Annotated in this window: 22 protein-coding genes; 16 read left to right on the forward strand and 6 right to left on the reverse strand. The window is 57.5% G+C overall.

Going from position 1 to position 23,493, the window contains the following annotated elements; all coding sequences use genetic code 11:
- Positions 1-5 precede the first annotated feature (5 nt).
- The 12 genes from gyrA to B9Z44_RS02780 all read left to right on the forward strand — a co-directional run bounded on the left by gyrA (position 6) and on the right by B9Z44_RS02780 (position 13,800).
- Complete coding sequence (gyrA, locus tag B9Z44_RS02725; protein ID WP_108401661.1) at positions 6-2,693, forward strand: DNA gyrase subunit A; 2,688 nt, start codon at positions 6-8, stop codon at positions 2,691-2,693.
- Positions 2,694-2,700: 7 nt separating this feature from the next.
- Positions 2,701-3,807 (forward strand): 3-phosphoserine/phosphohydroxythreonine transaminase, encoded by a 1,107-nt coding sequence (serC, locus tag B9Z44_RS02730; protein ID WP_108401662.1) that lies wholly within the window; start codon positions 2,701-2,703, stop codon positions 3,805-3,807.
- A gap of 7 nt (positions 3,808-3,814) precedes the next feature.
- Positions 3,815-4,915, forward strand: a complete 1,101-nt coding sequence (gene pheA, locus B9Z44_RS02735) for a prephenate dehydratase (RefSeq protein WP_108357855.1) — start codon at positions 3,815-3,817, stop codon at positions 4,913-4,915.
- On the forward strand, positions 4,912-5,811 hold the full coding sequence (locus B9Z44_RS02740) for a prephenate dehydrogenase (RefSeq protein WP_108357856.1): 900 nt from the start codon (positions 4,912-4,914) through the stop codon (positions 5,809-5,811). Before pheA ends, B9Z44_RS02740 begins: the two co-directional genes overlap by 4 nt.
- Positions 5,812-7,803: a bifunctional 3-phosphoshikimate 1-carboxyvinyltransferase/cytidylate kinase gene (locus tag B9Z44_RS02745; RefSeq protein ID WP_108401663.1), complete on the forward strand. Its 1,992-nt coding sequence runs from the start codon at positions 5,812-5,814 to the stop codon at positions 7,801-7,803.
- 188 nt (positions 7,804-7,991) lie between these two features.
- Positions 7,992-9,671 (forward strand): 30S ribosomal protein S1, encoded by a 1,680-nt coding sequence (gene rpsA, locus B9Z44_RS02750; RefSeq protein ID WP_108357858.1) that lies wholly within the window; start codon positions 7,992-7,994, stop codon positions 9,669-9,671.
- Positions 9,671-9,988 (forward strand): integration host factor subunit beta, encoded by a 318-nt coding sequence (locus tag B9Z44_RS02755; RefSeq protein WP_108357859.1) that lies wholly within the window; start codon positions 9,671-9,673, stop codon positions 9,986-9,988. Before rpsA ends, B9Z44_RS02755 begins: the two co-directional genes overlap by 1 nt.
- Positions 9,989-10,048: 60 nt before the next feature.
- Positions 10,049-10,348, forward strand: coding sequence for a lipopolysaccharide assembly protein LapA domain-containing protein (locus tag B9Z44_RS02760; RefSeq protein ID WP_211308678.1), 300 nt, complete (start codon positions 10,049-10,051; stop codon positions 10,346-10,348).
- Entirely contained in the window at positions 10,338-11,489 is a 1,152-nt protein-coding gene (lapB, locus tag B9Z44_RS02765) for a lipopolysaccharide assembly protein LapB (RefSeq protein ID WP_108401665.1), read from the forward strand. Before B9Z44_RS02760 ends, lapB begins: the two co-directional genes overlap by 11 nt.
- Positions 11,486-12,418, forward strand: a complete 933-nt coding sequence (gene rfaE1 / locus B9Z44_RS02770) for a D-glycero-beta-D-manno-heptose-7-phosphate kinase (RefSeq protein WP_108401666.1) — start codon at positions 11,486-11,488, stop codon at positions 12,416-12,418. The genes lapB and rfaE1 overlap by 4 nt, the downstream gene beginning before the upstream one ends.
- 26 nt (positions 12,419-12,444) lie before the next feature.
- Positions 12,445-13,443: an ADP-glyceromanno-heptose 6-epimerase gene (gene rfaD / locus B9Z44_RS02775; RefSeq protein ID WP_108401667.1), complete on the forward strand. Its 999-nt coding sequence runs from the start codon at positions 12,445-12,447 to the stop codon at positions 13,441-13,443.
- 9 nt (positions 13,444-13,452) lie between these two features.
- Positions 13,453-13,800 carry a ComEA family DNA-binding protein gene (locus B9Z44_RS02780; RefSeq protein ID WP_233246809.1) on the forward strand — a complete coding sequence of 116 codons (348 nt, stop codon included), beginning with the start codon at positions 13,453-13,455 and terminating at the stop codon, positions 13,798-13,800.
- Positions 13,801-13,816: 16 nt separating this feature from the next.
- Here the strand turns inward: B9Z44_RS02780 and B9Z44_RS02785 are convergent, their stop codons facing one another.
- Genes B9Z44_RS02785 through B9Z44_RS02800 form a run of 4 tightly spaced genes read right to left on the reverse strand, consistent with a single transcriptional unit; the run spans position 13,817 to position 16,344 of the window.
- The gene (locus B9Z44_RS02785) at positions 13,817-14,062 is read right to left on the reverse strand and encodes an oxidoreductase-like domain-containing protein (RefSeq protein WP_108401668.1); all 246 of its coding nucleotides are present in this window, start codon (positions 14,060-14,062) and stop codon (positions 13,817-13,819) included.
- A 28-nt stretch (positions 14,063-14,090) separates the two neighbouring features.
- Positions 14,091-14,912 (reverse strand): ABC transporter substrate-binding protein, encoded by an 822-nt coding sequence (locus B9Z44_RS02790; RefSeq protein WP_108401669.1) that lies wholly within the window; start codon positions 14,910-14,912, stop codon positions 14,091-14,093.
- Positions 14,909-15,610 (reverse strand): ATP-binding cassette domain-containing protein, encoded by a 702-nt coding sequence (locus B9Z44_RS02795; RefSeq protein ID WP_108401670.1) that lies wholly within the window; start codon positions 15,608-15,610, stop codon positions 14,909-14,911. The genes B9Z44_RS02790 and B9Z44_RS02795 overlap by 4 nt, the downstream gene beginning before the upstream one ends.
- Positions 15,607-16,344, reverse strand: coding sequence for an ABC transporter permease (locus B9Z44_RS02800; RefSeq protein WP_108357867.1), 738 nt, complete (start codon positions 16,342-16,344; stop codon positions 15,607-15,609). Before B9Z44_RS02800 ends, B9Z44_RS02795 begins: the two co-directional genes overlap by 4 nt.
- A gap of 61 nt (positions 16,345-16,405) precedes the next feature.
- Between B9Z44_RS02800 and B9Z44_RS02805 the strand changes: the two genes are divergently transcribed.
- From B9Z44_RS02805 to B9Z44_RS02820, 4 genes are all read left to right on the forward strand, one after another.
- Entirely contained in the window at positions 16,406-17,527 is a 1,122-nt protein-coding gene (locus tag B9Z44_RS02805; RefSeq protein WP_370444560.1) for a substrate-binding domain-containing protein, read from the forward strand.
- Positions 17,528-17,644: 117 nt separating this feature from the next.
- Entirely contained in the window at positions 17,645-18,184 is a 540-nt protein-coding gene (locus B9Z44_RS02810; RefSeq protein ID WP_108401671.1) for a TRAP transporter small permease subunit, read from the forward strand.
- Between the two features lie 12 nt (positions 18,185-18,196).
- Positions 18,197-19,717 carry a TRAP transporter large permease gene (locus B9Z44_RS02815; RefSeq protein WP_108357870.1) on the forward strand — a complete coding sequence of 507 codons (1,521 nt, stop codon included), beginning with the start codon at positions 18,197-18,199 and terminating at the stop codon, positions 19,715-19,717.
- A gap of 73 nt (positions 19,718-19,790) precedes the next feature.
- Complete coding sequence (locus B9Z44_RS02820) at positions 19,791-20,306, forward strand: hypothetical protein (protein ID WP_108401672.1); 516 nt, start codon at positions 19,791-19,793, stop codon at positions 20,304-20,306.
- A gap of 73 nt (positions 20,307-20,379) precedes the next feature.
- On the opposite strand, the gene B9Z44_RS02825 is transcribed toward B9Z44_RS02820, so the two are convergent.
- Positions 20,380-21,459, reverse strand: a complete 1,080-nt coding sequence (locus tag B9Z44_RS02825) for a TRAP transporter substrate-binding protein (RefSeq protein ID WP_108401673.1) — start codon at positions 21,457-21,459, stop codon at positions 20,380-20,382.
- A gap of 176 nt (positions 21,460-21,635) precedes the next feature.
- The gene (gene dxs, locus B9Z44_RS02830) at positions 21,636-23,492 is read right to left on the reverse strand and encodes a 1-deoxy-D-xylulose-5-phosphate synthase (protein WP_108357873.1); all 1,857 of its coding nucleotides are present in this window, start codon (positions 23,490-23,492) and stop codon (positions 21,636-21,638) included.
- Position 23,493: the final 1 nt, after the last annotated feature.

Genomic DNA, 23,493 nt, shown 5'->3' on the forward strand with positions numbered 1-23,493 from the left:
CTTTCATGACCCAGTTCGCCAAAGAAACCTTGCCCATCAGCCTAGAAGAGGAGATGCGTCGCAGCTACCTAGATTACGCCATGAGCGTGATTGTGGGCCGCGCCCTCCCCGATGCGCGTGACGGCTTAAAGCCAGTACACCGCCGCGTCCTGTTCGCGATGCACGAGCTCAATAACGACTGGAACCGTCCTTATAAGAAGTCAGCCCGTATCGTGGGTGACGTGATTGGTAAATACCATCCGCACGGCGACAGCGCGGTGTACGACACCATCGTTCGCATGGCCCAAGACTTTTCGTTGCGCCACATGTTGGTAGACGGCCAAGGTAACTTCGGCTCGGTCGACGGCGACAACGCGGCGGCCATGCGTTACACGGAAATCCGCTTGTCCAAAATCGCTCACGAAATGTTGAGCGACATCGACAAAGAAACTGTCGATTTCGGCCCTAACTACGACGGCTCTGAAAAAGAACCGTTGGTGTTGCCAAGCCGGATTCCTAACTTGCTGGTCAACGGATCCTCCGGCATTGCCGTGGGTATGGCCACCAACATCCCGCCGCACAACTTGAATGAAGTGGTGGACGCCTGTTTGCACATGTTGCGCAACCCAGAAGCCACCATCGATGAGTTGATGGAAATCATCCCTGCGCCAGACTTCCCGACCGCCGGTATTATTTACGGCATTAGCGGCGTCAAAGACGGTTACCGCACAGGCCGTGGCCGCGTGGTCATGCGCGCCAAGTGCCACTTTGAAGACATCGACAAAGGCCAGCGCCAGTCCATCATCGTGGACGAGCTGCCTTACCAAGTGAACAAAAAGACCTTGCAAGAACGCATGGCCGAGTTGGTTCACGAGAAGAAGATTGAAGACATCAGCCACATCCAAGACGAATCCGATAAATCGGGCATGCGTTTGGTGATTGAACTCAAGCGCGGCGCAGTGCCTGAGGTGGTGTTGAACAACCTGTACAAACAAACCCAGCTGCAAGATACCTTCGGTATCAACATGGTGGCCTTGATTGATGGCCAGCCCAAGTTGTGCAATTTGCGCGATTTGATTGCGGTGTTCTTGGGTCACCGCCGCGAAGTGGTCACACGCCGCACCATCTTCACCCTGCGCAAAGCCCGCGAGCGCGGCCATGTGCTGGAAGGTTTGGCCGTGGCTTTGGCCAACATCGACGAGTTCATCCGCATCATCCGCAACGCGCCTACGCCCCCTGTGGCCAAGGCCGAGTTGATGACCAAGTCTTGGGACAGCCAACTGGTGCGCGAGATGCTCACCCGTAGCCGTGCAGATGGCGGCGTGATCAACGCCGACGACTACCGTCCCGATGGCTTGGAAAAAGAATTCGGCATGGGCAGCGATGGTCTGTACCGTTTGAGCGACACCCAAGCCCAAGAAATTTTGCAGATGCGTCTGCAACGCTTGACGGGTCTTGAGCAAGACAAGATCGTCAACGAATACAAAGACGTGATGGCCGAGATCGACGACTTGCTCGACATCTTGGCCAAGCCAGAGCGCGTGTCCACCATCATTGGTGACGAGCTAACAGTGGTGAAAAACGAATTCGGCCAAAGCAAGCTTGGCGCACGCCGCAGCGTGATTGAGCACAACGCCCAAGACTTGGGCACCGAAGACCTGATCACCCCCACCGACATGGTGGTCACGCTCAGCCACAGCGGCTACATCAAGAGCCAACCTTTGTCAGAGTACCGCGCGCAAAAACGCGGCGGTCGCGGCAAGCAAGCCACGGCAACCAAAGAAGACGATTGGGTGGACCAGCTCTTCATCGCCAACACGCACGACTATTTGCTGTGCTTCTCCAACCGTGGCCGTTTGTACTGGCTCAAGGTGTGGGAAGTGCCTGCGGGTTCACGCGGTTCACGCGGTCGCCCCATCGTCAACATGTTCCCCTTGCAAGAGGGCGAAAAAATCAACGTGGTCTTGGCCCTCACCGGCGCAGCACGCACCTTCCCTGAAGACCAATTTGTGTTCATGGCCACCTCCATGGGCACGGTCAAGAAGACCTCGCTGGACGAATTCAACAACCCACGCAAGGGCGGCATCATCGCCGTCAACTTGGACGAAGGTGATTTCTTGATTGGCGCAGCCCTGACCGATGGCAAACACGATGTGATGTTGTTCAGCGATGGCGGCAAAGCCGTGCGCTTTGACGAAAACGACGTGCGTCCCTTGGGTCGCAGCGCCCGCGGTGTGCGCGGCATGATGATTGAAGAATCACAAAGCGTCATCGCCATGTTGGTGTCTGAGCAAGAAGATCCCAACACTGTGGTTGACGATAGCATTGCACGCGCCAGCGTGTTGACCGCCACCGAAAACGGCTACGGCAAGCGTACCAACATCAGCGAATACACCCGCCACGGCCGTGGCACCAAAGGCATGATTGCCATCCAGCAGTCTGAACGCAACGGCAAAGTTGTGGCGGCCACCTTGGTGCAAGCCGACGACGAAATCATGCTCATCACCGACACCGGCGTGTTGGTGCGTACCCGAGTGGCCGAAATTCGGGAAATGGGCCGCGCCACACAAGGCGTGACCTTGATTGGTTTGGACGAAGGCGCCAAGCTCAGCGGCTTGCAACGCATTGTCGAAAACGATGCCAACGCGCACTTCAGCGAAGGCGCAGAAGACGGCAGCGTTGAAGGCGGCACAGACGCACCCAACGAAGGTTGATTCAGGCATGAACCGCCCCTTTAACTTCTCTGCAGGTCCAGCGGCGATGCCGCTGGAGGTGTTGCAGCAAGCGGCCTCTGAGATGACCAACTGGCCTGATGCTCAGGGCCGTCCCTCGGGCATGGGCGTGATGGAAATGAGCCATCGCGGCAAAGAGTTCATCAGCATTTACGAACAAGCCGAAGCCGATCTGCGCGAGCTGTTGGCTGTGCCCGCCAATTTCAAAATCTTGTTCATGCAAGGGGGTGGCTTGGCTGAAAACGCGATCGTGCCCTTGAACCTCTCACGCGGCGAAACCGTCGATGTGGTGGTGACGGGCAGTTGGAGCGAGAAGTCGTACAAAGAAGCAGCCAAATACTGCACACCGCATTTGGCCGCCACCGGTGCTGACACCCACTTCACCACCCTGCCCGCCCCCGCGCAATGGCAGCTCAGCCCTGGCGCGCAATACGTGCATGTGTGCACCAACGAAACCATCCACGGCGTGGAGTTTCACACCCTGCCCGACCTCAAAGCCTTGGGCTCTGACGCACCGCTGGTGATCGACTTCTCGTCCCATGTGCTGTCGCGCAGCGTCGATTGGGCACGAGTCGGCGTGGCCTTTGGTGGCGCACAAAAGAACATTGGCCCCGCTGGCGTCACGCTGGTGGTGGTGCGCGAAGACTTGTTGGGCCACGCGCTCAAAGTTTGCCCCAGCGCCTTCAATTACAAAACCGTGGCCGACAACGGCTCGATGTACAACACGCCGCCCACGTACAGCATCTACATGGCAGGCCTAACCTTCCAGTGGCTGAAGCGCCAAGGTGGTGTGGCGGCCATGGAGCAGCGCAACATCGCCAAAGCCAAGCTGTTGTATGAATTCTTAGACAGCTCCAGTTTCTACAGCAACAAGGTCGCGCACGACTGCCGCTCGCGCATGAACGTGCCTTTCTTCTTGGCCGACGAGTCGCGCAACGACGCGTTCTTGACCGGCGCCAAAGCCGCAGGTTTGTTGCAACTCAAAGGCCACAAGTCGGTGGGCGGCATGCGCGCCAGTATCTACAACGCCATGCCCATCGAAGGCGTGCAAGCGCTGGTGAGCTACATGCAAGCGTTTGAAAAAACACAAGCTTAAAACCGTCATGAGCCAACAACCCATTCAGTCTGACGCCCTCGGCGCGTTGCGCGTGCAAATCGACGCGCTCGACAAACAACTGCTGCAGCTGGTCAACGACCGCGCCAAAGTGGCAGAACAAGTCGGCGAAATCAAACGCGCCGAAGGCTCACCCTTCTTCCGCCCCGACCGCGTGGCACAAGTGATCGACAAGATCACCCAAGCCAACCCAGGTCCGTTGAAGAACGAGCACATTGCGTCCATCTGGCGCGAAATCATGTCGGCTTGTTTAGCCCTTGAAGCACCCCAGCGTGTGGCGGTGCTTGGGCCGCAAGGCACGTTTTGCGAACAAGCCGCCATCGAGTTTTTTGGCAGCGCCGCCAACCTGATTTACTGCGCCAACTTCGACGAAGTCTTCCACGCCACCGCCGCAGGCACAGCCCAATACGGCGTGGTCGGCATGGAAAACTCCACCGAAGGCGTGGTGGCCCGCTCGCTCGATTTGTTCTTGCGCTCGCCCGTGCATGTGGTGGGCGAAGTCAGCCTGCTGGTGCGCCACAACTTGATGCGTCAAATCAACTCAGACGCAGGCATCGAAGTGGTCATGGCCCACCCGCAAGCCTTGGCCCAATGCCAAGGCTGGTTGTCGCAACACTTGCCGCACGTCGAACGCCGTGCCGTGGCCAGCAATGCCGAAGGCGCGCGCTTGGCGGCCACCAACCCCACATGGGCCGCCTTGGCCAGCGAGCGTGCGGCCAGCCAGTTTGGCTTGCACATCGTGCACCATGCCATTCAAGACGAGGCCTACAACCGCACGCGCTTTGCCGTCATCGCGCTGCCGCAAACCTTGGCCACGCCCCCCGCATCGGGCAACGACTGCACCAGCTTGGTGGTGTCGGTGCCCAACCGCCCGGGTGCCGTGCACGACTTGTTGGTGCCGCTCAAAAACAACGGCGTGTCCATGACGCGCTTTGAGTCACGCCCCGCCAAATCGGGTCAGTGGGAGTACTACTTCTACATCGACATCCAAGGCCACGTCAGTCAGCCCCATGTGGCGGCAGCGCTGCAAGAGCTGCAAGGCTTGTGCGCGTTTTACAAAGTCTTGGGTTCTTACCCCGTCTCAGAATGAAGTTTCAGCGGCTTGCCCTCATCGGCTGTGGCCTGATGGGCGGCTCGTTCGCGCTCGCCTTACGCGAAGCAGACTTGGTGCAAACCATCGTTGGCTTCAGCGCCTCCGACAAAACCCGCCAACGCGCGGTTGAACTCAAAGTCATCGACCAAGCCTGCGCCAGTGTGGCTGAAGCCGTGCAAGGCGCAGACCTTGTCTTACTCGCCGTGCCCGTGGGTGCCATGCACAGCAGCTTTGCCGCCATGCGCGATGTGCTGCAAACCAATACCTTGTTGATGGACGTGGGCTCCACCAAATGCGATGTGATTGCCGCCGCACAAGCCACCTTGGGCGAACGTCTGAGTTGCTTTGTGCCAGCCCACCCGATTGCGGGCAAAGAAGTAGCTGGCATCGAACACGCTGAACGCACGCTGTACCAAGAGCGCCGCACCATCCTCACGCCACTTACCAAAACAGGCATCCATCGTTTACAAGCCGCGCACGACGTGTGGACAGCGGTGGGCAGCCACGTGAGCACCATGACGCCCGAGGCGCATGACGCCACGTTTGCAGCCGTCAGCCACTTGCCACACATGCTGGCTTTTGCCGCCGTCAATGCGCTCATGGCGCAGCCGCAGGGTGCGGCCTTCTTGGACATGGCTGGGCCAGGGTTCAGAGACTTCTCACGCATCGCCGCCAGCGACGCATCGGTGTGGCGCGACATCTTGAGTGCCAACCATGCAGAAGTGCTCACCCAAGTGGCACACTTTCGCACGGCACTTGACCAGTTTGAAACCGCCTTGAAGCAAGGCGACACCGCAGCCTTGCAACACCTGATTCAACAAGCCAGCGATGTGCGCTCGGCTTGGACGCTGCAAGCGGGCAACGCTTGCAACACAGCTTCTGAAGACAAATAGATGTTCTCCACCGCCTTCCTCGACCTCCCCGCGCTGCAAGGCGCCTCTGGCACCGTCACCCTGCCCGGCTCTAAAAGCATTTCGAACCGCGTGTTGTTGCTCTCGGCGCTGTGCCAAGGCACCACCGTGGTCCACGACTTGCTCGACTCCGACGACACCCGTGTGATGTTGGCCGCACTGCGTCAACTCGGCTGCGGCGTCGACGTGCAAGGCACCACCGTGACCATCACCGGTCTGGGCGGACGCACATGGCCCACCGAGGCCATCGAATTTTTCATGGGCAACGCCGGCACGGCCATGCGCCCGCTCACGGCAGCGCTGGCAGTTCAAGGGGGCGACTTCACGCTCAAGGGCGTGCCCCGCATGCACGAGCGCCCCATCGGCGATTTGGTGGACGCCCTGCGCGAACTGGGCTGCGCCATCGATTACCTTGGCAACGAGGGCTACCCGCCCCTGCACATCGGCAACCCAGCACTGCAACTGGACAAGCCCATCCCCGTGCGTGGCGATGTGTCGAGCCAATTTCTGACAGCGTTGCTGATGGCCTTGCCGCTGGCAGCGCAAAACCGCGCCATCACCATTGAAGTGGTGGGCGAACTCATCAGCAAGCCCTACATCGAGATCACCTTGAACCTGCTGGCACGCTACGGCATCGCCATCGAGCGCCAGGGCTGGGAGCGTTTTGTGATTCCGGCAGGCAGTCGCTACCAGTCGCCGGGCACGATTCACGTCGAAGCGGATGCTTCTTCAGCCAGCTACTTCATCGCGTTGGGTGCCATCGCTGAGGGTGACGGCATCCGCATTCAAGGCGTGGGCGCAGACTCGATCCAAGGTGACATCCGTTTCATGGACGCCGCCGCACAAATGGGCGCAAAGATCACCAGCGGCCCCAATTGGCTTGAAATCAAGCGTGGCGCTTGGCCACTCAAAGGCATCACTCTCGACTGCAACCACATCCCCGATGCCGCCATGACCTTGGCCGTGATGGCCCTGTATGCCGACGGCCCCACCACGCTGCGCAACATTGCCAGCTGGCGTGTGAAAGAAACCGACCGCATCGTGGCCATGGCGACTGAATGCCGCAAGCTCGGGGCGACAGTGGAAGAAGGCCCGGACTGGATCACGGTTTACCCGCTCCCATCCAAAGAATGGAAAGCCGCCAGCATCCACACCTACGACGACCACCGCGTCGCCATGTGCTTCTCGCTCGCTGCTTTCAATGCAGACCAAGTGCCGGTTCGCATTGAAGATCCCAAGTGTGTGGCCAAAACTTTTCCCGATTACTTTGAGGCCTTGTTCTCGGTCGCCCACGCCAACGCCCAAGACATTCCTGTCATTTGCATCGATGGCCCCACCGCTTCGGGCAAGGGCACCTTGGCCAGCCGCGTGGCACAGACCTTGGGCTACCACTACCTCGATTCAGGTGCGCTCTACCGCGTGACCGCCTATGCAGCGCTGAAAGCTGGTCTGTCGCTAGAAGCCAACGACGAAGCCCGCATTTCCGACCTCGCCCGCACCCTGCCCGTGCGCTTTGAAGGCGACACCGTGTGGTTGGGTAACGAAGACGTGAGCGACGCCATTCGCACCGAACAAGCAGGCATGAATGCTTCTAAAGTGTCTGTTTTACCTGCTGTTCGTACTGCTTTGGTGGCTTTGCAGCACAGCTTCCAGCGCCTGCCTGGCCTCTTGGCCGATGGCCGTGACATGGGCACCGTCATCTTCCCTGATGCGCCTTTGAAAGTGTTTTTGACCGCCAGCGCCGCGCAGCGCGCCGAGCGTCGTCATAAGCAATTGATTTCAAAGGGTATTTCGACTACACTCGACAGTCTTCGCGCCGATTTAGAGGCACGCGACGCACGCGATTCATCGCGCAGCGTGGCACCCTTGAAAGCGGCACAAGATGCTTTCCAACTCGACAACTCTTCGCTCTCTATCGAAGCTTCGGTAGACCAAGTGTTGACGTGGTGGCAAGCAAAGCAACCCTTTTTATAGAGCTGCAAAGTTCTTTGACAGGGCTGCGCCCTTGGCCCGTTTGGCTCCTCTCGCGCTGCATTGGCGCACTGGCCCAACGGATCTAAAACTTAACCCGTGGCTCACGCCACACACCACCGCTTATCGCAGGCCTCATGTGGCGCAGCAATCGTGCTGCCCTCTTTCCCGTGATAAGACAAAGGAAATAAATGTCTGAATCTTTTGCCGCCCTATTTGAAGAATCCCTGAAGCGCTCCGAAATGCGCACAGGTGAAGTGATCACCGCTGAAGTGGTTCGTATCGAACACAACCACGTCGTCGTGAACGCTGGCCTCAAGTCCGAAGCTTATGTGCCAATCGAAGAATTCAAAAACGACAAGGGCGAGCTCGAAGTCCAAGCGGGTGACTTCGTGTCAGTTGCGATCGGTAGCGTTGAAAACGGCTACGGCGACACCATTTTGAGCCGCGACACTGCCAAGCGTTTGGCATCGTGGATGAGCTTGGAAAAAGCTCTGGAATCTGGCGAATTTGTCACTGGCACGACCAGCGGCAAAGTCAAGGGTGGCTTGACCGTGTTGGTCAACGGCATCCGCGCCTTCTTGCCTGGTTCATTGATCGACACACGTCCGATCAAAGACTTGTCTCCTTACGAGAACAAGACCATGGAATTCAAAGTCATCAAGCTCGACCGCAAGCGCAACAACGTCGTGTTGTCACGCCGCGCTGTGGTGGAAGCTTCGATGGGCGAAGAGCGCGCCAAGTTGATGGAGACTTTGAAAGAAGGCTCTATCGTCAACGGCGTGGTCAAGAACATCACCGAATACGGTGCATTCGTGGACTTGGGCGGCATCGACGGCCTGTTGCACATCACCGACATGGCATGGCGTCGTGTGCGTCACCCATCTGAGGTGGTCACAGCGGGTCAAGAAATCACGGCCAAGATCCTCAAGTTCGACACCGAGAAAAACCGCGTGTCCTTGGGCCTCAAGCAAATGGGCGACGATCCTTGGATGGGTGTCAACCGCCGCTACCCACAAAGCACTCGCCTGTTCGGCAAGATCACCAACATCGCCGACTACGGCGCGTTTGTGGAACTCGAACCCGGCATCGAAGGCTTGGTGCACGTCTCTGAAATGGACTGGACCAACAAGAACGTCGCTCCTTCCAAGATCGTGTCCTTGGGCGACGAAGTCGAAGTCATGGTCCTCGAGATCGACGAAGACAAGCGCCGCATCAGCTTGGGCATGAAGCAATGCAAAGCTAACCCTTGGCAAGACTTCGCTCAAAACACCAAGCGCGGCGACCGCGTGAAGGGCCCCATCAAATCGATCACCGACTTCGGCGTGTTCGTGGGCTTGGCTGCCGGCATCGACGGTTTGGTTCACTTGTCTGACTTGTCTTGGAACGAAACCGGCGAAAACGCCGTGCGCGAATACAAGAAGGGTCAAGAAGTTGAGGCTTTGGTCTTGGCTGTGGACGTGGACCGCGAGCGCATCAGCTTGGGTATCAAACAACTCGACTCAGACCCCTTCACCACCTTCGTGTCGATCAACGACAAAGGCCAAACCGTTACCGGTAAGGTCAAGACTGTGGATGCCAAGGGCGCTGAAATCGACCTCGGCGAAGACATCGTCGGCTACTTGCGCGTCAGCGAAATTTCACGCGACCGCGTGGAAGATGCGAGCCACGTGTTGAAAGTCGGCGACGAAGTGACTGCTGTGGTGGTGAACGTGGATCGCAAGACCCGCAACATCCAGTTGTCTATCAAAGCCAAAGACGCTGTGGACCAACAAGAAGCCATGGCTTCCTTGTCACAACAGTCGAAGAGCGAAAACGCTGGCACCACCAGCCTGGGCGCTTTGTTGCGCGCTAAGCTCGACAACAACTGATGACCCGTTCAGACCTGGTCGAAGAGCTGGCTGCCCGCTTTGGGCAGCTCACGCACCGCGACGCCGAGTTCGCTGTCAAGACGCTTCTTGACGCGATGAGCGACGCGCTGGTGCGCGGGCACCGCATTGAGTTGCGGGGCTTTGGCAGTTTTTCGATCAACCGTCGCCCGCCTCGCATGGGACGCAACCCGCGTTCCGGCGAAAGCGTGGCGATTCCTGAAAAACGCGTGCCCCATTTCAAGCCGGGCAAAGCCCTGCGCGAAGCAGTGGACACACGCACCCAGGAATTGTTGGCGGGGTCTGCACCCAAAGGTTAAGTTCGATGTGATTTCAAGGAGCCGCAAGGCTAAAATGGTCCTCGTCACAGAGGAGCTAACTTGAAAAACCTCATGTGGCTGCTTCAGTTGTTACTGAAAGCAGCCATTTTTTTTACCCTGTTCGCTTTTGCGCTGAACAACCAACACGATGCCGTGGTCCATTTCTTTTTTGGCACCACGTGGAACGCGCCGTTGGTGTTGGTGTTGCTGACCGTCTTCGTCATGGGCGTGGCGGTGGGCGTGATTGGCATGGTGCCGCGCTGGTGGAAGCACCGACGCTTGGCCAAATTGGCCACACCGTCGACACCCGACAACACGCCTTCAGCCACCTCTTCTGCGGACCCCACACATGGAATTTGACCTCAGCTGGATTTTGCTGGGCTTGCCCCTCGCCTTCATCTTGGGCTGGGTGGCCTCGCGCATGGACTTGCGCCAGCTGCGCCTTGAAAACCGCCAAACCCCAAAAGCGTATTTCAAAGGCTTGAACCACTTGCTCAACGAGCAGCAAGACCAAGCCATCGACGCATTCATCGAGGCCGTGCAACACGACCCCGACACGTCAGAGCTGCACTTTGCCTTGGGTAACCTCTTCCGCCGCCGTGGCGAATACGAGCGTGCCGTGCGCGTGCACCAGCACTTGCTGTCACGAGGTGACTTAAGCCAAGCTGATCATGACCGCGCCCAACACGCCCTTGCCTTGGATTACCTCAAGGCAGGCTTGCTCGACCGCGCAGAAGACGCCCTGACCAAACTCGAAGGCACGGCCCACCAAGCACAAGCGCACTTGGCTTTGCTGAGCATTTACGAGCGCTCACGTGATTGGGCCAAAGCCTCTGTCATTGCCAAGAAATTGGGCAACAGCGGCCAAGGCAGTTTTCAAGGTCGCTTGGCGCATTACCTGTGCGAAGAGGCTGAAAGCCTTGACGTGACGCAACACGCCGCCCAAGTGATCGTCTTGTTGAAACAAGCCACTGACGCAGCGCCACAAAATGCACGTGCGCGCATCGCGTTGGCCAAAGCGTTCGAACAAACTGACCGTGCATCCGAAGCCTATGCCACGCTGGACAACTTGGCCGAGCAAGTGCCCTCGTCCTTGCCCTTGGTGGCCCCCAAACTCGCGGCTTTGGCTCAAACCTTGAATTGCATGCCCAAGGCCTTGGCTTTGCTGGAAACCAGCTACACCAAAACCGCCTCGCTGGATGTACTCAACGCCATCGTCACGCTGCGCCGTGCGCAAGGCGAAACCAATACCGGCGGTCTGTTTGCCAAACACTTGGAGCGCGAACCTTCGTTGGTTGCTGCCACGCAGTGGATTGCCAACGAAAAATTCGAACATGAAGAATTTCACCCGCAGGTGCAACGTGCGCTGGAGCGTGCAGCCAAACCACTGCAACGTTACCGTTGCGCGGCTTGCGGTTTTGAAGCCACCCAACACTTTTGGCAATGTCCTGGCTGCCAAGCCTGGGACAGCTACCCCGCTCGACGCGTGGAGGAACTATGACCACCATCACCAAACAACAACTCAGCCAAGCCCACGTCTTGGTCGTCGGCGATGTGATGCTCGACCGCTATTGGTATGGCGCGGTTGACCGTATCAGCCCCGAAGCTCCCGTGCCTGTCGTGCGCATCACGCGCGAAGAAAATCGCTTGGGCGGTTGCGCCAACGTGGCCTACAACGTGGTGAGCGTGGGTGCCAAAGCCTCGCTCTTGTCTGTCGTGGGCGACGATGACGCCAGCCACTTGCTGGAAGACTTAGTCGCCAAGACCGGCATTGCGCCGCATTTGGGCCGTGACAGCCTGCTCAAAACTACCGTCAAGCTGCGCGTGATTGGCCGTCAACAACAACTGCTGCGCGTGGACTTTGAGAACACGCCACAAAACGAAGTGCTGGCCTCGCAGACCGACCAATTTCTACAACTGCTGCCCGCCCACAACGTGGTGCTGTTCTCCGACTACGGCAAAGGTGGCTTGGCCCATGTGTCGCAAATGATTGCAGCAGCCCGCGCCGCTGGCAAAGCCGTGCTGATTGACCCCAAAGGCAGCGACTACTCGCGTTACGCAGGCGCGACCTGCATCACACCCAACCGCGCCGAGCTGGAACAAGTCATTGGTAAGTGGGCCAGCGAGGCCGAGCTGAAGCAAAAAGCCCACGCCCTGCGCCAAGAACTCAAGCTCGACGCCCTGCTGCTCACCCGCAGCGAAGAAGGCATGACTTTGTTTGATGCACAAGGCGAGTTGAGCGTGTCAGCCCAAGCGCGCGAAGTGTTTGATGTGACCGGCGCGGGCGACACCGTGATTGCCACTCTGGCTACCTTGGTCGCTGCGGGTCTAAGCCTGCGCGATGCGATGCCATTGGCCAACAAGGCGGGCGGCGTGGTGGTGGGCAAGTTTGGTACAGCCACCGTCAGCTACGAAGAATTGATGGCCTAAACAGCCTTAGTGAATCAGGAGAATTTATGAAAATCGTCGTCACAGGCGCCGCTGGTTTTATCGGCAGCAACATCATCAAGGGCCTGAACGCCCGCGGCATCACCAACATCATTGCGGTCGATGACCTCACTGAAGGTGACAAGTTTCGCAACATCGCTGACTTAAAGATTGCCGACTACCTCGACAAAGATGTGTTCTATGAACTCTTTGCCGAAAACGCCTTCGGTAAAGTCGAAGCCGTGTTCCACGAAGGCGCTTGCAGCGACACCATGGAGAGTGATGGCAAGTACATGATGGACAACAACTACACCCTGTCGTGTGGTTTGTTCAACGCCTGCCAACAAAGCGGCACTCGTTTGCTCTACGCCTCATCCGCTGCCACCTACGGCGGTAGCGACACCTTTGTGGAGTCGCCCGAGTACGAACTGCCACTCAATGTGTACGGCTACTCCAAGTTGCTGTTTGACCAACGCATGCGTTTGGAATGCAATAACAACTTCAAGAAGTTCAAGCGCCAAGTGGTGGGCTTTCGCTACTTCAATGTGTACGGCCCGCGCGAGCAGCACAAAGGCCGCATGGCCAGCGTGGCGTTTCACCAGTTCAACCAATTCAATGCTGAAGGCAAAGTGAAGTTGTTTGGTGAATACGGCGGGTACGCCCAAGGCGCACAAATGCGCGACTTCGTCTTCATCGACGACGTGGTGGCCGTGAACCTGTGGTTCTTAGACAACCCAGATAAATCTGGCATCTTCAACCTCGGCTCAGGCCGCGCACAGCCGTTCAACGATGTGGCCTTGTCGGTGGTCAACGCGATGCGCGCTAAAAAAGGTGAAGCCGCTCTTGATTTGGCAGGTGCTGCCAAAGCGGGCTTGATTGAATACGTGCCCTTCCCCGATGCGCTGCGTGGCAAATACCAGTGCTACACGCAGGCCGACCTCACCAACCTGCGCGCCAGCGGCTGTGACCACCCGTTTGCCGACGTGCAAAGCGGTGTGACGCAATACATGGCGACTTTGAGCAAATAAGCACTCGCCATGAACACCCCGCATCACAACTTCGGTTTTTGCGCGGTGTTCAAAGCGCTAAAGCGATGCAAGTGGCGTGGTGTTGTGCGCGGCTTATTGAGTAGTGTTGTAGCGCTGATGTTCTGTGACGCAGTTCTGGCACTAGACATCAACCAAGCCAACGAGGCCGAGTTAGACAGTGTCAAAGGCATGGGCCCGGCGCTCAGCGCCAAGGTGCTGAGCGCCCGCACACAGGGGTCGTTCAAAGACTGGTCCGACCTGATGCAACGCGTCTCAGGTATTCGCCAAAACAAAGCCCTGCATTTTTCAGAACAAGGCTTGACTGTCAACGGCCAAGCATTCCGCGCCAAGCCCTAAACAGAGCCCAATGACATCAACGTGATGGCCATTGCGCAGCTTGCAAAAGCGCTAACGCATCTTCGCGCCAGAACGTAGCCGCCGCAAAGAACCCTTCCCATACACAGCCGTTACAGCCGCGTCCACAGCACGTGGTGGGCTCAGATGGCGGTGTGCGTAAGCTCACACCACATTGCGAGGCGAGCGCTTGCGCCTTCGCGAACAAGGCCTGCGCACTTGGGCCATCGCTCAAAGGCATGTCGGCTAAAGATTCGATGCTCATGCCCGAATCCTAGCCGCACTGCCAACGCCTATTTGTTGGCGTTCGAGAAGAACAGTTGTTCACCGCCAATTTTGTAGGCGCTGATGGACGATTGGCCTGCTGGCGAGATCACCCAGTCCACAAACTTCTGCGCCAAGTCAGCCTTGACATGGGGGTGCTTGGCGGGGTTGACCACCATCACGCCATATTGGTTGAACAAGCGGTTGTCGCCCTCGACCAAGACTTGCAAGTCTTGGCGATTCTTGAAGTTCAACCATGTGCCGCGGTCGGTCAGCGCATACGCACCGGTGGATGAGGCAATGTTCAAAGCCGGGCCCATGCCGCAACCGCACTCTTTGTAACCAGCACCTTTGTTGTCTAAGCCTGCGACTTTCCAGTAACGCAACTCAGCCGCATGTGTACCGCTCTTGTCGCCACGCGACACAAAACCGGCTTGCGTAGTCGCCACCTTTTGCAAGGCCGAGACGATGTCTTTGCCACGCACTTTGGCAGGGTCATTGGCAGGACCAACCAACACAAAGTCGTTATACATCACGGGGTAACGTTTGACGCCAAAGCCTTCTGCCACAAACTTTTCTTCGGCGGCTTGGTCATGCACAAACAGCACGTCCGCATCACCGCGACGGCCTGTGTCCAAAGCTTGGCCCGTACCCAAAGCCACCACTTTGATGTCAATGCCAGACGCCTGTTTGAACGCAGGTAACAAGTGGGCAAACAACCCCGATTGCTCGGTGGAGGTGGTGGATGCCATCACGATGCTGGGGGCTTGCGCCCGCGCAACGCTGCTGCCCACGGTCAAAACCACAGCCAACAAACTGGCCAACGAGAACAAATGTGTGCGTCGTGTCATCCCAACTCTCCCTTTAAAAACAAATGCGCCTCGGGGTGACTCTCACCCAAAGGTTGATTGAAAAATGCATCCACAGGCAGGTCAGCCAACACGCGACCCGCCTCCAAATAAATCACGCGGGTGGCCAAGCGTTTGACTTGACCCAGGTTGTGGCTGCTGAACAGCAAGCTCACTTCTGCTGCAGCCACCCACTCGGCCAGCAAGCGCTCGACCTCGCGTTTGGCGTGAGGGTCAAGGCTAGACGTGGGTTCGTCTAGCAACACAAAATTGGGCTGCAAAGCCCACGCACGGGCCAGCGCCAAACGTTGCTGCTGCCCACCAGACAAAGTGCGTGCTGAACGCTGCGCTATATCTTGCAAGCCCACGCGCTCTAGCGCCTGCATGGCTCGCACATGCGCGTCACGCCAAGGCGTGCCTTGCAGCCACAAACCCCACACCACAAAGCGCAGCACCGAACTGCGCAACATGTGCGGGCGCTGAAACGCCATGGCTTGGGTCACATCAGTCGCCACCGACACGTGTCCGTGCGACACCTTGAGCAAACCATGCGCCACACGCAGCAGCGTGCTTTTTCCGCTGCCGTTCGCTCCCACCAAAGCCACGCGTTCGCCCGCTTGCATCGACACGTTGACGCCCTGCAAAGCCAAATGCGCACCGAACTGCACCGATACATCGCGCAGGTTCAAAACAGCGCTCATACCAACACCCCTTGCACAGGGTCCGTGCCAGAGCCGTCCATGCGCTGTCGCCAACGACGCAACGCCGAAATGCACACATTCAGCAACAGCACCACACTCATCAGCACCAGCCCCAAAGCCAAGGCCAAGGGCAAATCGCCCTTGCTGGTTTCCAATGCAATGGCGGTGGTCATCACCCGCGTGAAGCCCTCAATGTTGCCGCCCACCACCATCACCGCACCCACTTCAGAAATGGCACGGCCAAAGGCGGCAATCAGCACCGTGAGCAAGGTGTAACGCTCGTCCCACGCCAGCAACACACTGCGCAGCCAAGGCTTGGCCCCCAAAGACTGCAGCTGTTCGCCGTGGTTGCGCTCGGCATCCTCCACACATTGGCGCGTCAGCGCCGTCACCACAGGCAGCACCAACACCGCTTGAGCCAGCACCATGGCCTTGAGGCTGAACAACCAGCCCAAGCCGCCCAACGGGCCTGTGCGCGAAAGCAGCAAATACACCAGCAAGCCCACCACCACCGAGGGCAGCGCCAGCAGGGTGTTCAACACGGTCAACAACACATCACGCCCGGCAAACCGCGCCACGCCCAACCAAGCGCCCAGCACCACGCCCAAACTGCACGCCATAGCCGTTGCCAGCACACTCACCCAGAGGGAGCGGCCCACGATGGACCAGAGCAAGGGGTCAAGTTCGGTGAGTAAGTGGAGCGCCGTCAGGGTGGTATCGGTGAACGTGGTCATAAAAGAATAAAAACTTCAGTTATCGTAGTCAGCTACCTAAAACCCCACCATATGTCCTGTTGTGCATAGCGTTCACCTTCACTACACCCTCAGCCACCGCAACGACGCCGAAAGTCATGTCAGTCCAGAGGCGACATTGCTCAGCCATCCGCTCATGGCCTTGTTGAAGGCCGTGGCAGAGCAAGGGTCTATTTCAGCAGCCGCACGACAAATGGATTTGTCTTACCGACATGTGTGGGGGGAACTCAAACGCTGGGAAGAAGTGCTGGGCCACGAACTCATCATTTGGGAAAAAGGCCAATCGGCCCGCTTGACCGAGTTTGGCGACAAGCTCATGTGGGCTGAGCGCCTCACCCAAGCCCGTTTGGCCCCGCAGCTCGAAGCGCTGCGGGCCGACCTGGAGCGCACCTTTGCTGTGGCGTTTGACCCCGAAGCCCATGTGCTCACGCTCTATGCCAGCCACGACGATGCGCTGCCCCGATTACGGGAACAAGCTGCCAGCTCGGGCTTGCACCTAGACATTCGCTTTTGCGGCAGCGTGGACGCCATTCGCGCCCTGAACGAAGGGCGCTGCACATTGGCAGGGTTTCACACCCAAGTGCAACCCCACCAAGATTCACACACCGCCCAGGCTTACCGCGATTTGCTGCAACCGGGTTTGCACAAAATCATTGGCTTTGCCACACGCACCCAAGGTCTCATGACCGCCAGCGGCAATCCCAAACAGCTCCACAATTTGACTGACGTGGCGATCAGCCGAGCCATTTTTGTGCAGCGCAGCCCCGGCACGGGCACCCGCGTGCTGTTGGACGATTTATTGGCCAAAGACCAGCTCACCAATGCCGATTTGAACAACTGGCCAGATGAAGAGCCCTCACACACGGCCTTGGCCGAGGCCATAGCGTCCGGCCGCTGCGATGTAGGCCTAGGCATCGAAAGTACGGCCCGCGCACGGGGCCTCGGTTTTGTACCTTTGGTGCAGGAGCAGTTTCATTTGGTATGCCTCAAATCGGCCCTCGACACGCCCGCCACGCAAGCCCTGCGGGACTTGCTGCAAGACGCAACATGGCACGCAGCACTCAACACCCTCCCCGGCTACCAAGCCCAAGACAGCGGCCAAGTGCAATCACTGCGACAACAACTGCCTTGGTGGACCTTTAAACGGGCAAAGAAAACTAGTTAATACCCTGTGTTTGACCTGAACTAATTTCAAGCGTCTCCTGAAAACTTCAACTCAGCAAAGACATGCCAAGCGTTTGTCTTGTTACCATCACGGGTTGGCAAAAAATGGAGGCACTCAGTGTCAAAACTTCTTAAATTTGCATTAGGCGTTGACCGCATCAGTGAACAGTTTGGTCACTTGGCGGCATTCGGCGTATTGGCTGCCGCTGTCATCTCGGCAGGCAATGCATTCATCCGTTACGGCTTTGACATCAGCTCAAACGGCTGGCTCGAAATTCAGTGGTACTTGTTCGCCGCCACAGTCATGTTGGGCGCACCCTTGGTGCTCAAACTCAACGAACACGTGCGCGTGGACTTGTTCTACGGCAAGCTCAAACACAACGCCCCCGTCTACGTGGACTTGTTTGGCTTGGTGGTGTTCTTGCTTCCCGTGATGGGCATGTTGGCTTGGTTGAGCTTTCCTCTGTTTCTCAAGATGCTCGTCACCAACGAAATGTCTAGCAACGCAGGCGGCCTGATTCGTTGGCCTGCCATGCTCCTCCTTCCCTTGGGCTTTGCTTGGATGTTCCTGCAAGGTTTGAGTGAAATCATCAAGCGCGTGGCTTACTTGCAAGGCAAGTTTGAAATGGACACGCACTACGAAAAGCCAGTGCAATAAGGACTCACGATCATGCAAATGGAAAACTTCGCACCCATCATGTTCGCCGGCCTTGTGCTGACGATGTTGATTGGCTTCCCCGTCGCGTTCTCGCTGGCGTTTTTGGGCTTGGCTTGTGGCCTGTTCGCCATCAGCATGGACTGGTTCCCTGTGAGCTTCATGTCCAACTTGCCGTTGAACATTTTTGGCATTCTCAGCAACGACTTGTTGCTGGCCATCCCCTTCTTCACCTTCATGGGTGCCATCCTTGAAAAGTGTGGCCTCGCCGAAGACATGCTCGACTCCATGGGCCAGCTGTTTGGCACCGTGCGCGGTGGCTTGGGCTACTCGGTCATCATCGTGGGCTTCATCTTGGGCGCTATCACCGGCACGGTGGCTGGCCAGGTGATTGCCATGGCCTTGATTTCACTGCCCGTGATGATTCGCTACGGCTACAACATGCGCTACGCCACCGGCGTGCTGGCGGCCTCGGGCACCATCACCCAGCTGGTGCCACCTTCACTCGTGTTGGTGGTGATGGCTGACCAGCTCGGCCGTTCTGTGGGCGACATGTACAAAGGCGCTTGGGGCCCATCGATTTTGCAAGTCGGCATCTTCGCGCTCTACACCTTTGCCCTCGGTCTGATCAAGCCCGATCACGTGCCAGGCATTCCTAAAGAAGCGCGCACAGCCGACGGCTTCCACCTGTGGATGAAGTGCTTGCGCGGCATCATTCCTTCAGCCTTCTTGATCTTCGCGGTCTTGGGCTCGATGGGCGGTTTGCCAGGCATCAACACCGCCATCGCCACCCCCACCGAAGCCGGTGCCATGGGTTGCGTGGGCGCCTTGATCTTGGCTGCCATTCATAACCGTTTGGACAAAGACCTGATTTGGGAAGCCATGCACAGCACCATGCGCCTCACCGCGATGGTTGTGTTCATCTTGATTGGTTCACGCGTGTTCTCTATGGTGTTCCAAGGTGTGGACGGCGCCAAGTGGGTCGAACACTTGCTGACAGGTTTGCCTGGCGGCGTGGTGGGCTTCTTGATTGTGGTCAACATCTTCATCTTCTTCTTGGCCTTCTTCTTAGACTTCTTTGAAATCGCCTTCATCATCTTGCCCATGCTCGGCCCAGTTGCTGAGAAGATGGGCATCGACATGGTGTGGTTCGGCGTGCTGCTGTGCGTGAACATGCAGACCAGCTTCATGCATCCGCCATTCGGCTTTGCGCTGTTCTATCTGCGTGGCATTGCGGACACGCTGTTCAAAGAAGGCCGCATCGAAAAACCTGTCAAGTCCAACGACATTTACATGGGCGCCATTCCTTGGGTGATCATGCAAGTGGTCTTGGTGGTGATCGTGATCTTCGTGCCCGAGACAGTGACCATGTTCTTGGACAAAGAAGAAAAGGTCGACCTCGACAAAGTGGTCATTGAAATGCCCACCGAGCAAGAGGTGCCAGAAGCTGAACTCAAACTCGATGGTGCCAAGCCTGCGGCAGGCGAAAGTGCCGCCGAAGAGCAAAAGCGCATGGAAGACTTGTTCAAAAAATAAAGTCTCCAACGACGACCAGCCCCTCCGGTACGCCTGAGGGGCTTTTTCTTGCCAGTCACATCACACCTATCCGATGACCACCTCCGAACAAACTACCACCCCGGCATTAGGCCCAACACCCTTTGTGTTTCACCCCTCCATCGACGATGGCATTGAAGGTCCAGCTTTCTCGCGCTGGTTTCAAGCCATCACCTGGACCACCTTGGTCGGGTCAGGTTACTGGCTGCTGACCCTGTGGCAACAAGGAAAATTTGGCGGCGACACCAGCGTCAATGGCTTGCGCAATGCGGGTTGGTTTGTGCTGGGTTGGGCCCTGCTCGCCTGGACCACGTGGCATGTCATGCACAGCCGTGCACGACTCGATGCCAAAGGCATTCACCAAACCTGGATTTGGGACAAGCACATGAGCTACGACGAGCTGGCCTATGCCAAGCTCATCCGTATCCGTGGCTTGGAATGGTTCATGGCACCACGCTTTTATGTGCGCACCTTGATGGGCAAATTTGCCGTTTTCTACATCAGCAGCCCACAGGTGCAAGCCGAATGCGAACGCCTGAGTGCAGAGCTGGCGGCGTTTCGCGAGTTTTAAAAAGACTTAAAGCAAACGCCCATAAAAAAACCGCGCCGTAGCGCGGTTTTTTTGTTCCTGCATAAAGGCTGAATTACAGCTTTTGCTTTTGCATGAACGAGTCGAACTTGGCTTCCGTGAATTGGAACCACAGGTTGGAATCGCCACGGAACTTCGCGTAGTCGGTGTAGACCTTTTTCCAGTTGGGGTTCTTGGCACTGATTTCGTCGTAGAAAGCCATGGATTCTTTGAAGGCAGCAGCCATCACGTCTTTCGGGAACTCGCGCAACTTGGTGCCAGAGCCCACCAACTGCTTCAAAGCAGCGGGGTTACGTGCGTCGTACTTGGCTTGCATGTCGGTGTGCGCCATGGCAGCAGCGGCTTCCACGATGGCCTTGTTCTCAGGCGACAGGGCAGCGAATGCTTTGTCGTTGATGAAGAAGTCCAACTCTGGGCCACCTTCCCAGAAACCTGGGTAGTAGTAGAAAGGCGCCACTTTGCTGAAGCCCAATTTCAAATCGTCATAAGGGCCAATCCACTCGGCTGAGTCGATGGTGCCTTTTTCCAACGCTGGGTAGATATCGCCACCAGGAATGTTTTGTGGCACAACGCCCAAACGCTCCAACACTTTGCCGCCGAAGCCACCGATACGGAACTTCAAGCCCTTCAAATCATTCAACGATTTGATTTCTTTGCGGAACCAACCACCCATTTGAGCGCCTGTGTTGCCGCCTGGGAAGTTCACGATGTTGTACTTGGCGTAGAACTCGCGCATCAGCTTCAAGCCGTTGCCTTCGTACATCCAAGCAGTCATTTGACGGCTGTTCAAACCGAAAGGAATGGCACAACCCAAAGCAAATGTTTCGTCCTTACCAAAGAAGTAGTAAGGGGCTGTGTGAGCCATTTCAACGGAGCCTTGTTGCACGCCATCGACCACGCCAAACGCAGGCATGATTTCGCCAGCTGCGTGCACCGAGATTTCGAACTTGCCACCCGACATGGCTTTGACAGCCTTGGCGAATGTGTCAGCAGCACCGTGGATGGTGTCGAGCGACTTAGGGAAGCTCGAGGCCAAGCGCCAACGGATAGCAGCTTGTGCGTGCACTGCTGGGGCTGCACCGGCAGCCAAGATACCTGCAATGCCAGCGTTTTTAATAACGGAACGACGGTCCATGAAAGACTCCCATGAGTTGTTAAAACAAATCCTGTTAAGCCGCACTTTTAAAAATGCCAAGCTTCAGCGGTGGGGCATTGTATGCAGTTGGTGAAGGGCTCTTATGCGCGGGTTTACCCCCGAAGAACTTGTATTTCAAAATTCTTCAGAGGGCTTGAAATTACTTCAACTGAAAGTTAATTCAAAAGCGCTGAGAAACGCTTTTCGATGGACGCTTGAATGCCCGCAGCATCCAAACCCAACTCGGCCAACAACTTAACTGGGTCACCATGTTCGGTGAACACATCGCCAATGCCCAACACCAACACGGGTTTGGGTTGTTGCAGGTCTTGCAAAGCTTCGAGCACTGCAGAGCCTGCACCGCCCATGACAGCGCCCTCTTCCACAGTCACCAAAGCATCGTGCGTGGCAACAATTTGGGCAAGCAACTCAGTGTCAAGTGGCTTGGCCCAACGCATGTTCACCACCGTGGCATTGAGCACTTCACCCGCTTGCAGCGCGGGATAGAGCAGCGTGCCAAATGCGAGGATGGCAATGCGCTTGCCTTCGCGGCGCACTTCGCCTTTGCCAAACGGTAAGGCCTGGAGGCCTGGCTGTACAGGCACGCCTGCACCTGCACCACGCGGGTAACGCACGGCCACGCAATGGTCTTGTTGGTAAGCGGTCGTCAGGAGCTGACGACATTCGTTTTCGTCCGCAGGGCACGCCATGCTGACGTTGGGAATGCAACGCATGAACGCAATGTCGTACAAGCCCGCGTGCGTGGCGCCATCGGCACCCACAATGCCTGCGCGGTCGAGCGCCAACACCATGGGCAACTTTTGCAGCGCCACATCGTGAATCACTTGGTCGTAGGCGCGTTGCAAAAAGGTGGAGTAAATCGCCACCACGGGCTTGACGCCCTCGCACGCCAAGCCAGCGGCAAACGTGACGGCATGTTGCTCGGCAATGCCCACGTCGTGGTAACGCTCAGGAAAGCGTTTGTGAAACTCGACCATGCCCGAGCCTTCACGCATGGCGGGCGTGATGCCCACCAACAAGGGGTCGTGCTCGGCCATGTCGCACAGCCACTGGCCAAACACTTGGGTGAAGGTGGTTTTGGACACGCCGGTGCTGGGCACCAAGCCGACCGCGGGGTCAAACTTGCCCGGGCCGTGGTAGGCCACGGGATCAGCCTCGGCCAGTTTGTAGCCTTGGCCTTTTTTGGTCACCACATGCAGGAACTGTGGGCCTTCTAGGTGCTTGATGTTTTCCAGCGTGGGAATGAGCGACTCAAGGTCATGGCCATCAATCGGGCCGATGTAGTTGAAGCCAAATTTTTCAAACAAAGTGGCGGGCACCACCATGCCTTTGGCGTGTTCTTCAAAACGCTTGGCCAGTTCAAACAAAGGTGGCGCGCCTTTGAGCACTTGCTTGCCCACCTCTTTGGCGGCCGAGTAAAACTTGCCACTCATCAGCTGCGCCAAGTAGCGGTTGAGCGCGCCCACGGGCGGGCTGATCGACATGTCGTTGTCGTTCAAGATGACGAGCAACTTAGACGTAGACACACCGCCGTTATTCAGCGCCTCAAAGGCCATGCCTGCCGTCATCGCGCCGTCGCCAATGACGGCAATGGCGTGGCGCTGCTCGCCTTTTTGTTGTGCAGCAATGGCCATGCCCAAGGCGGCCGAAATGCTGGTGGACGAGTGGGCGGTGCCAAAGGCGTCGTACTCGCTTTCGTCACGGCGAGGAAAACCGCTCAGGCCGTGGCGTTGGCGCAGCGTACCCATTTGGTCGCGGCGGCCGGTCAGAATTTTGTGGGGGTAAGTTTGGTGGCCCACGTCCCACACGATGCGGTCGTGCGGGGTGTTGAACACATAGTGCAGCGCCACGGTCAACTCGACTGTGCCGAGGTTGGAGCTGAGATGGCCTCCTGTTTTGGCCACGCTTTGAATCAGGTACGAACGCAGCTCATCGGCCAGCGCAGGCAACTGGTGGCGCGGCACAGCCCGCAGGTCAGCAGGCGAGTTGATGGTTTGCAACAAATTAGGCATG

It is taken from the genome of Limnohabitans curvus (assembly GCF_003063475.1).
Lineage (GTDB): Bacteria > Pseudomonadota > Gammaproteobacteria > Burkholderiales > Burkholderiaceae_C > Limnohabitans > Limnohabitans curvus.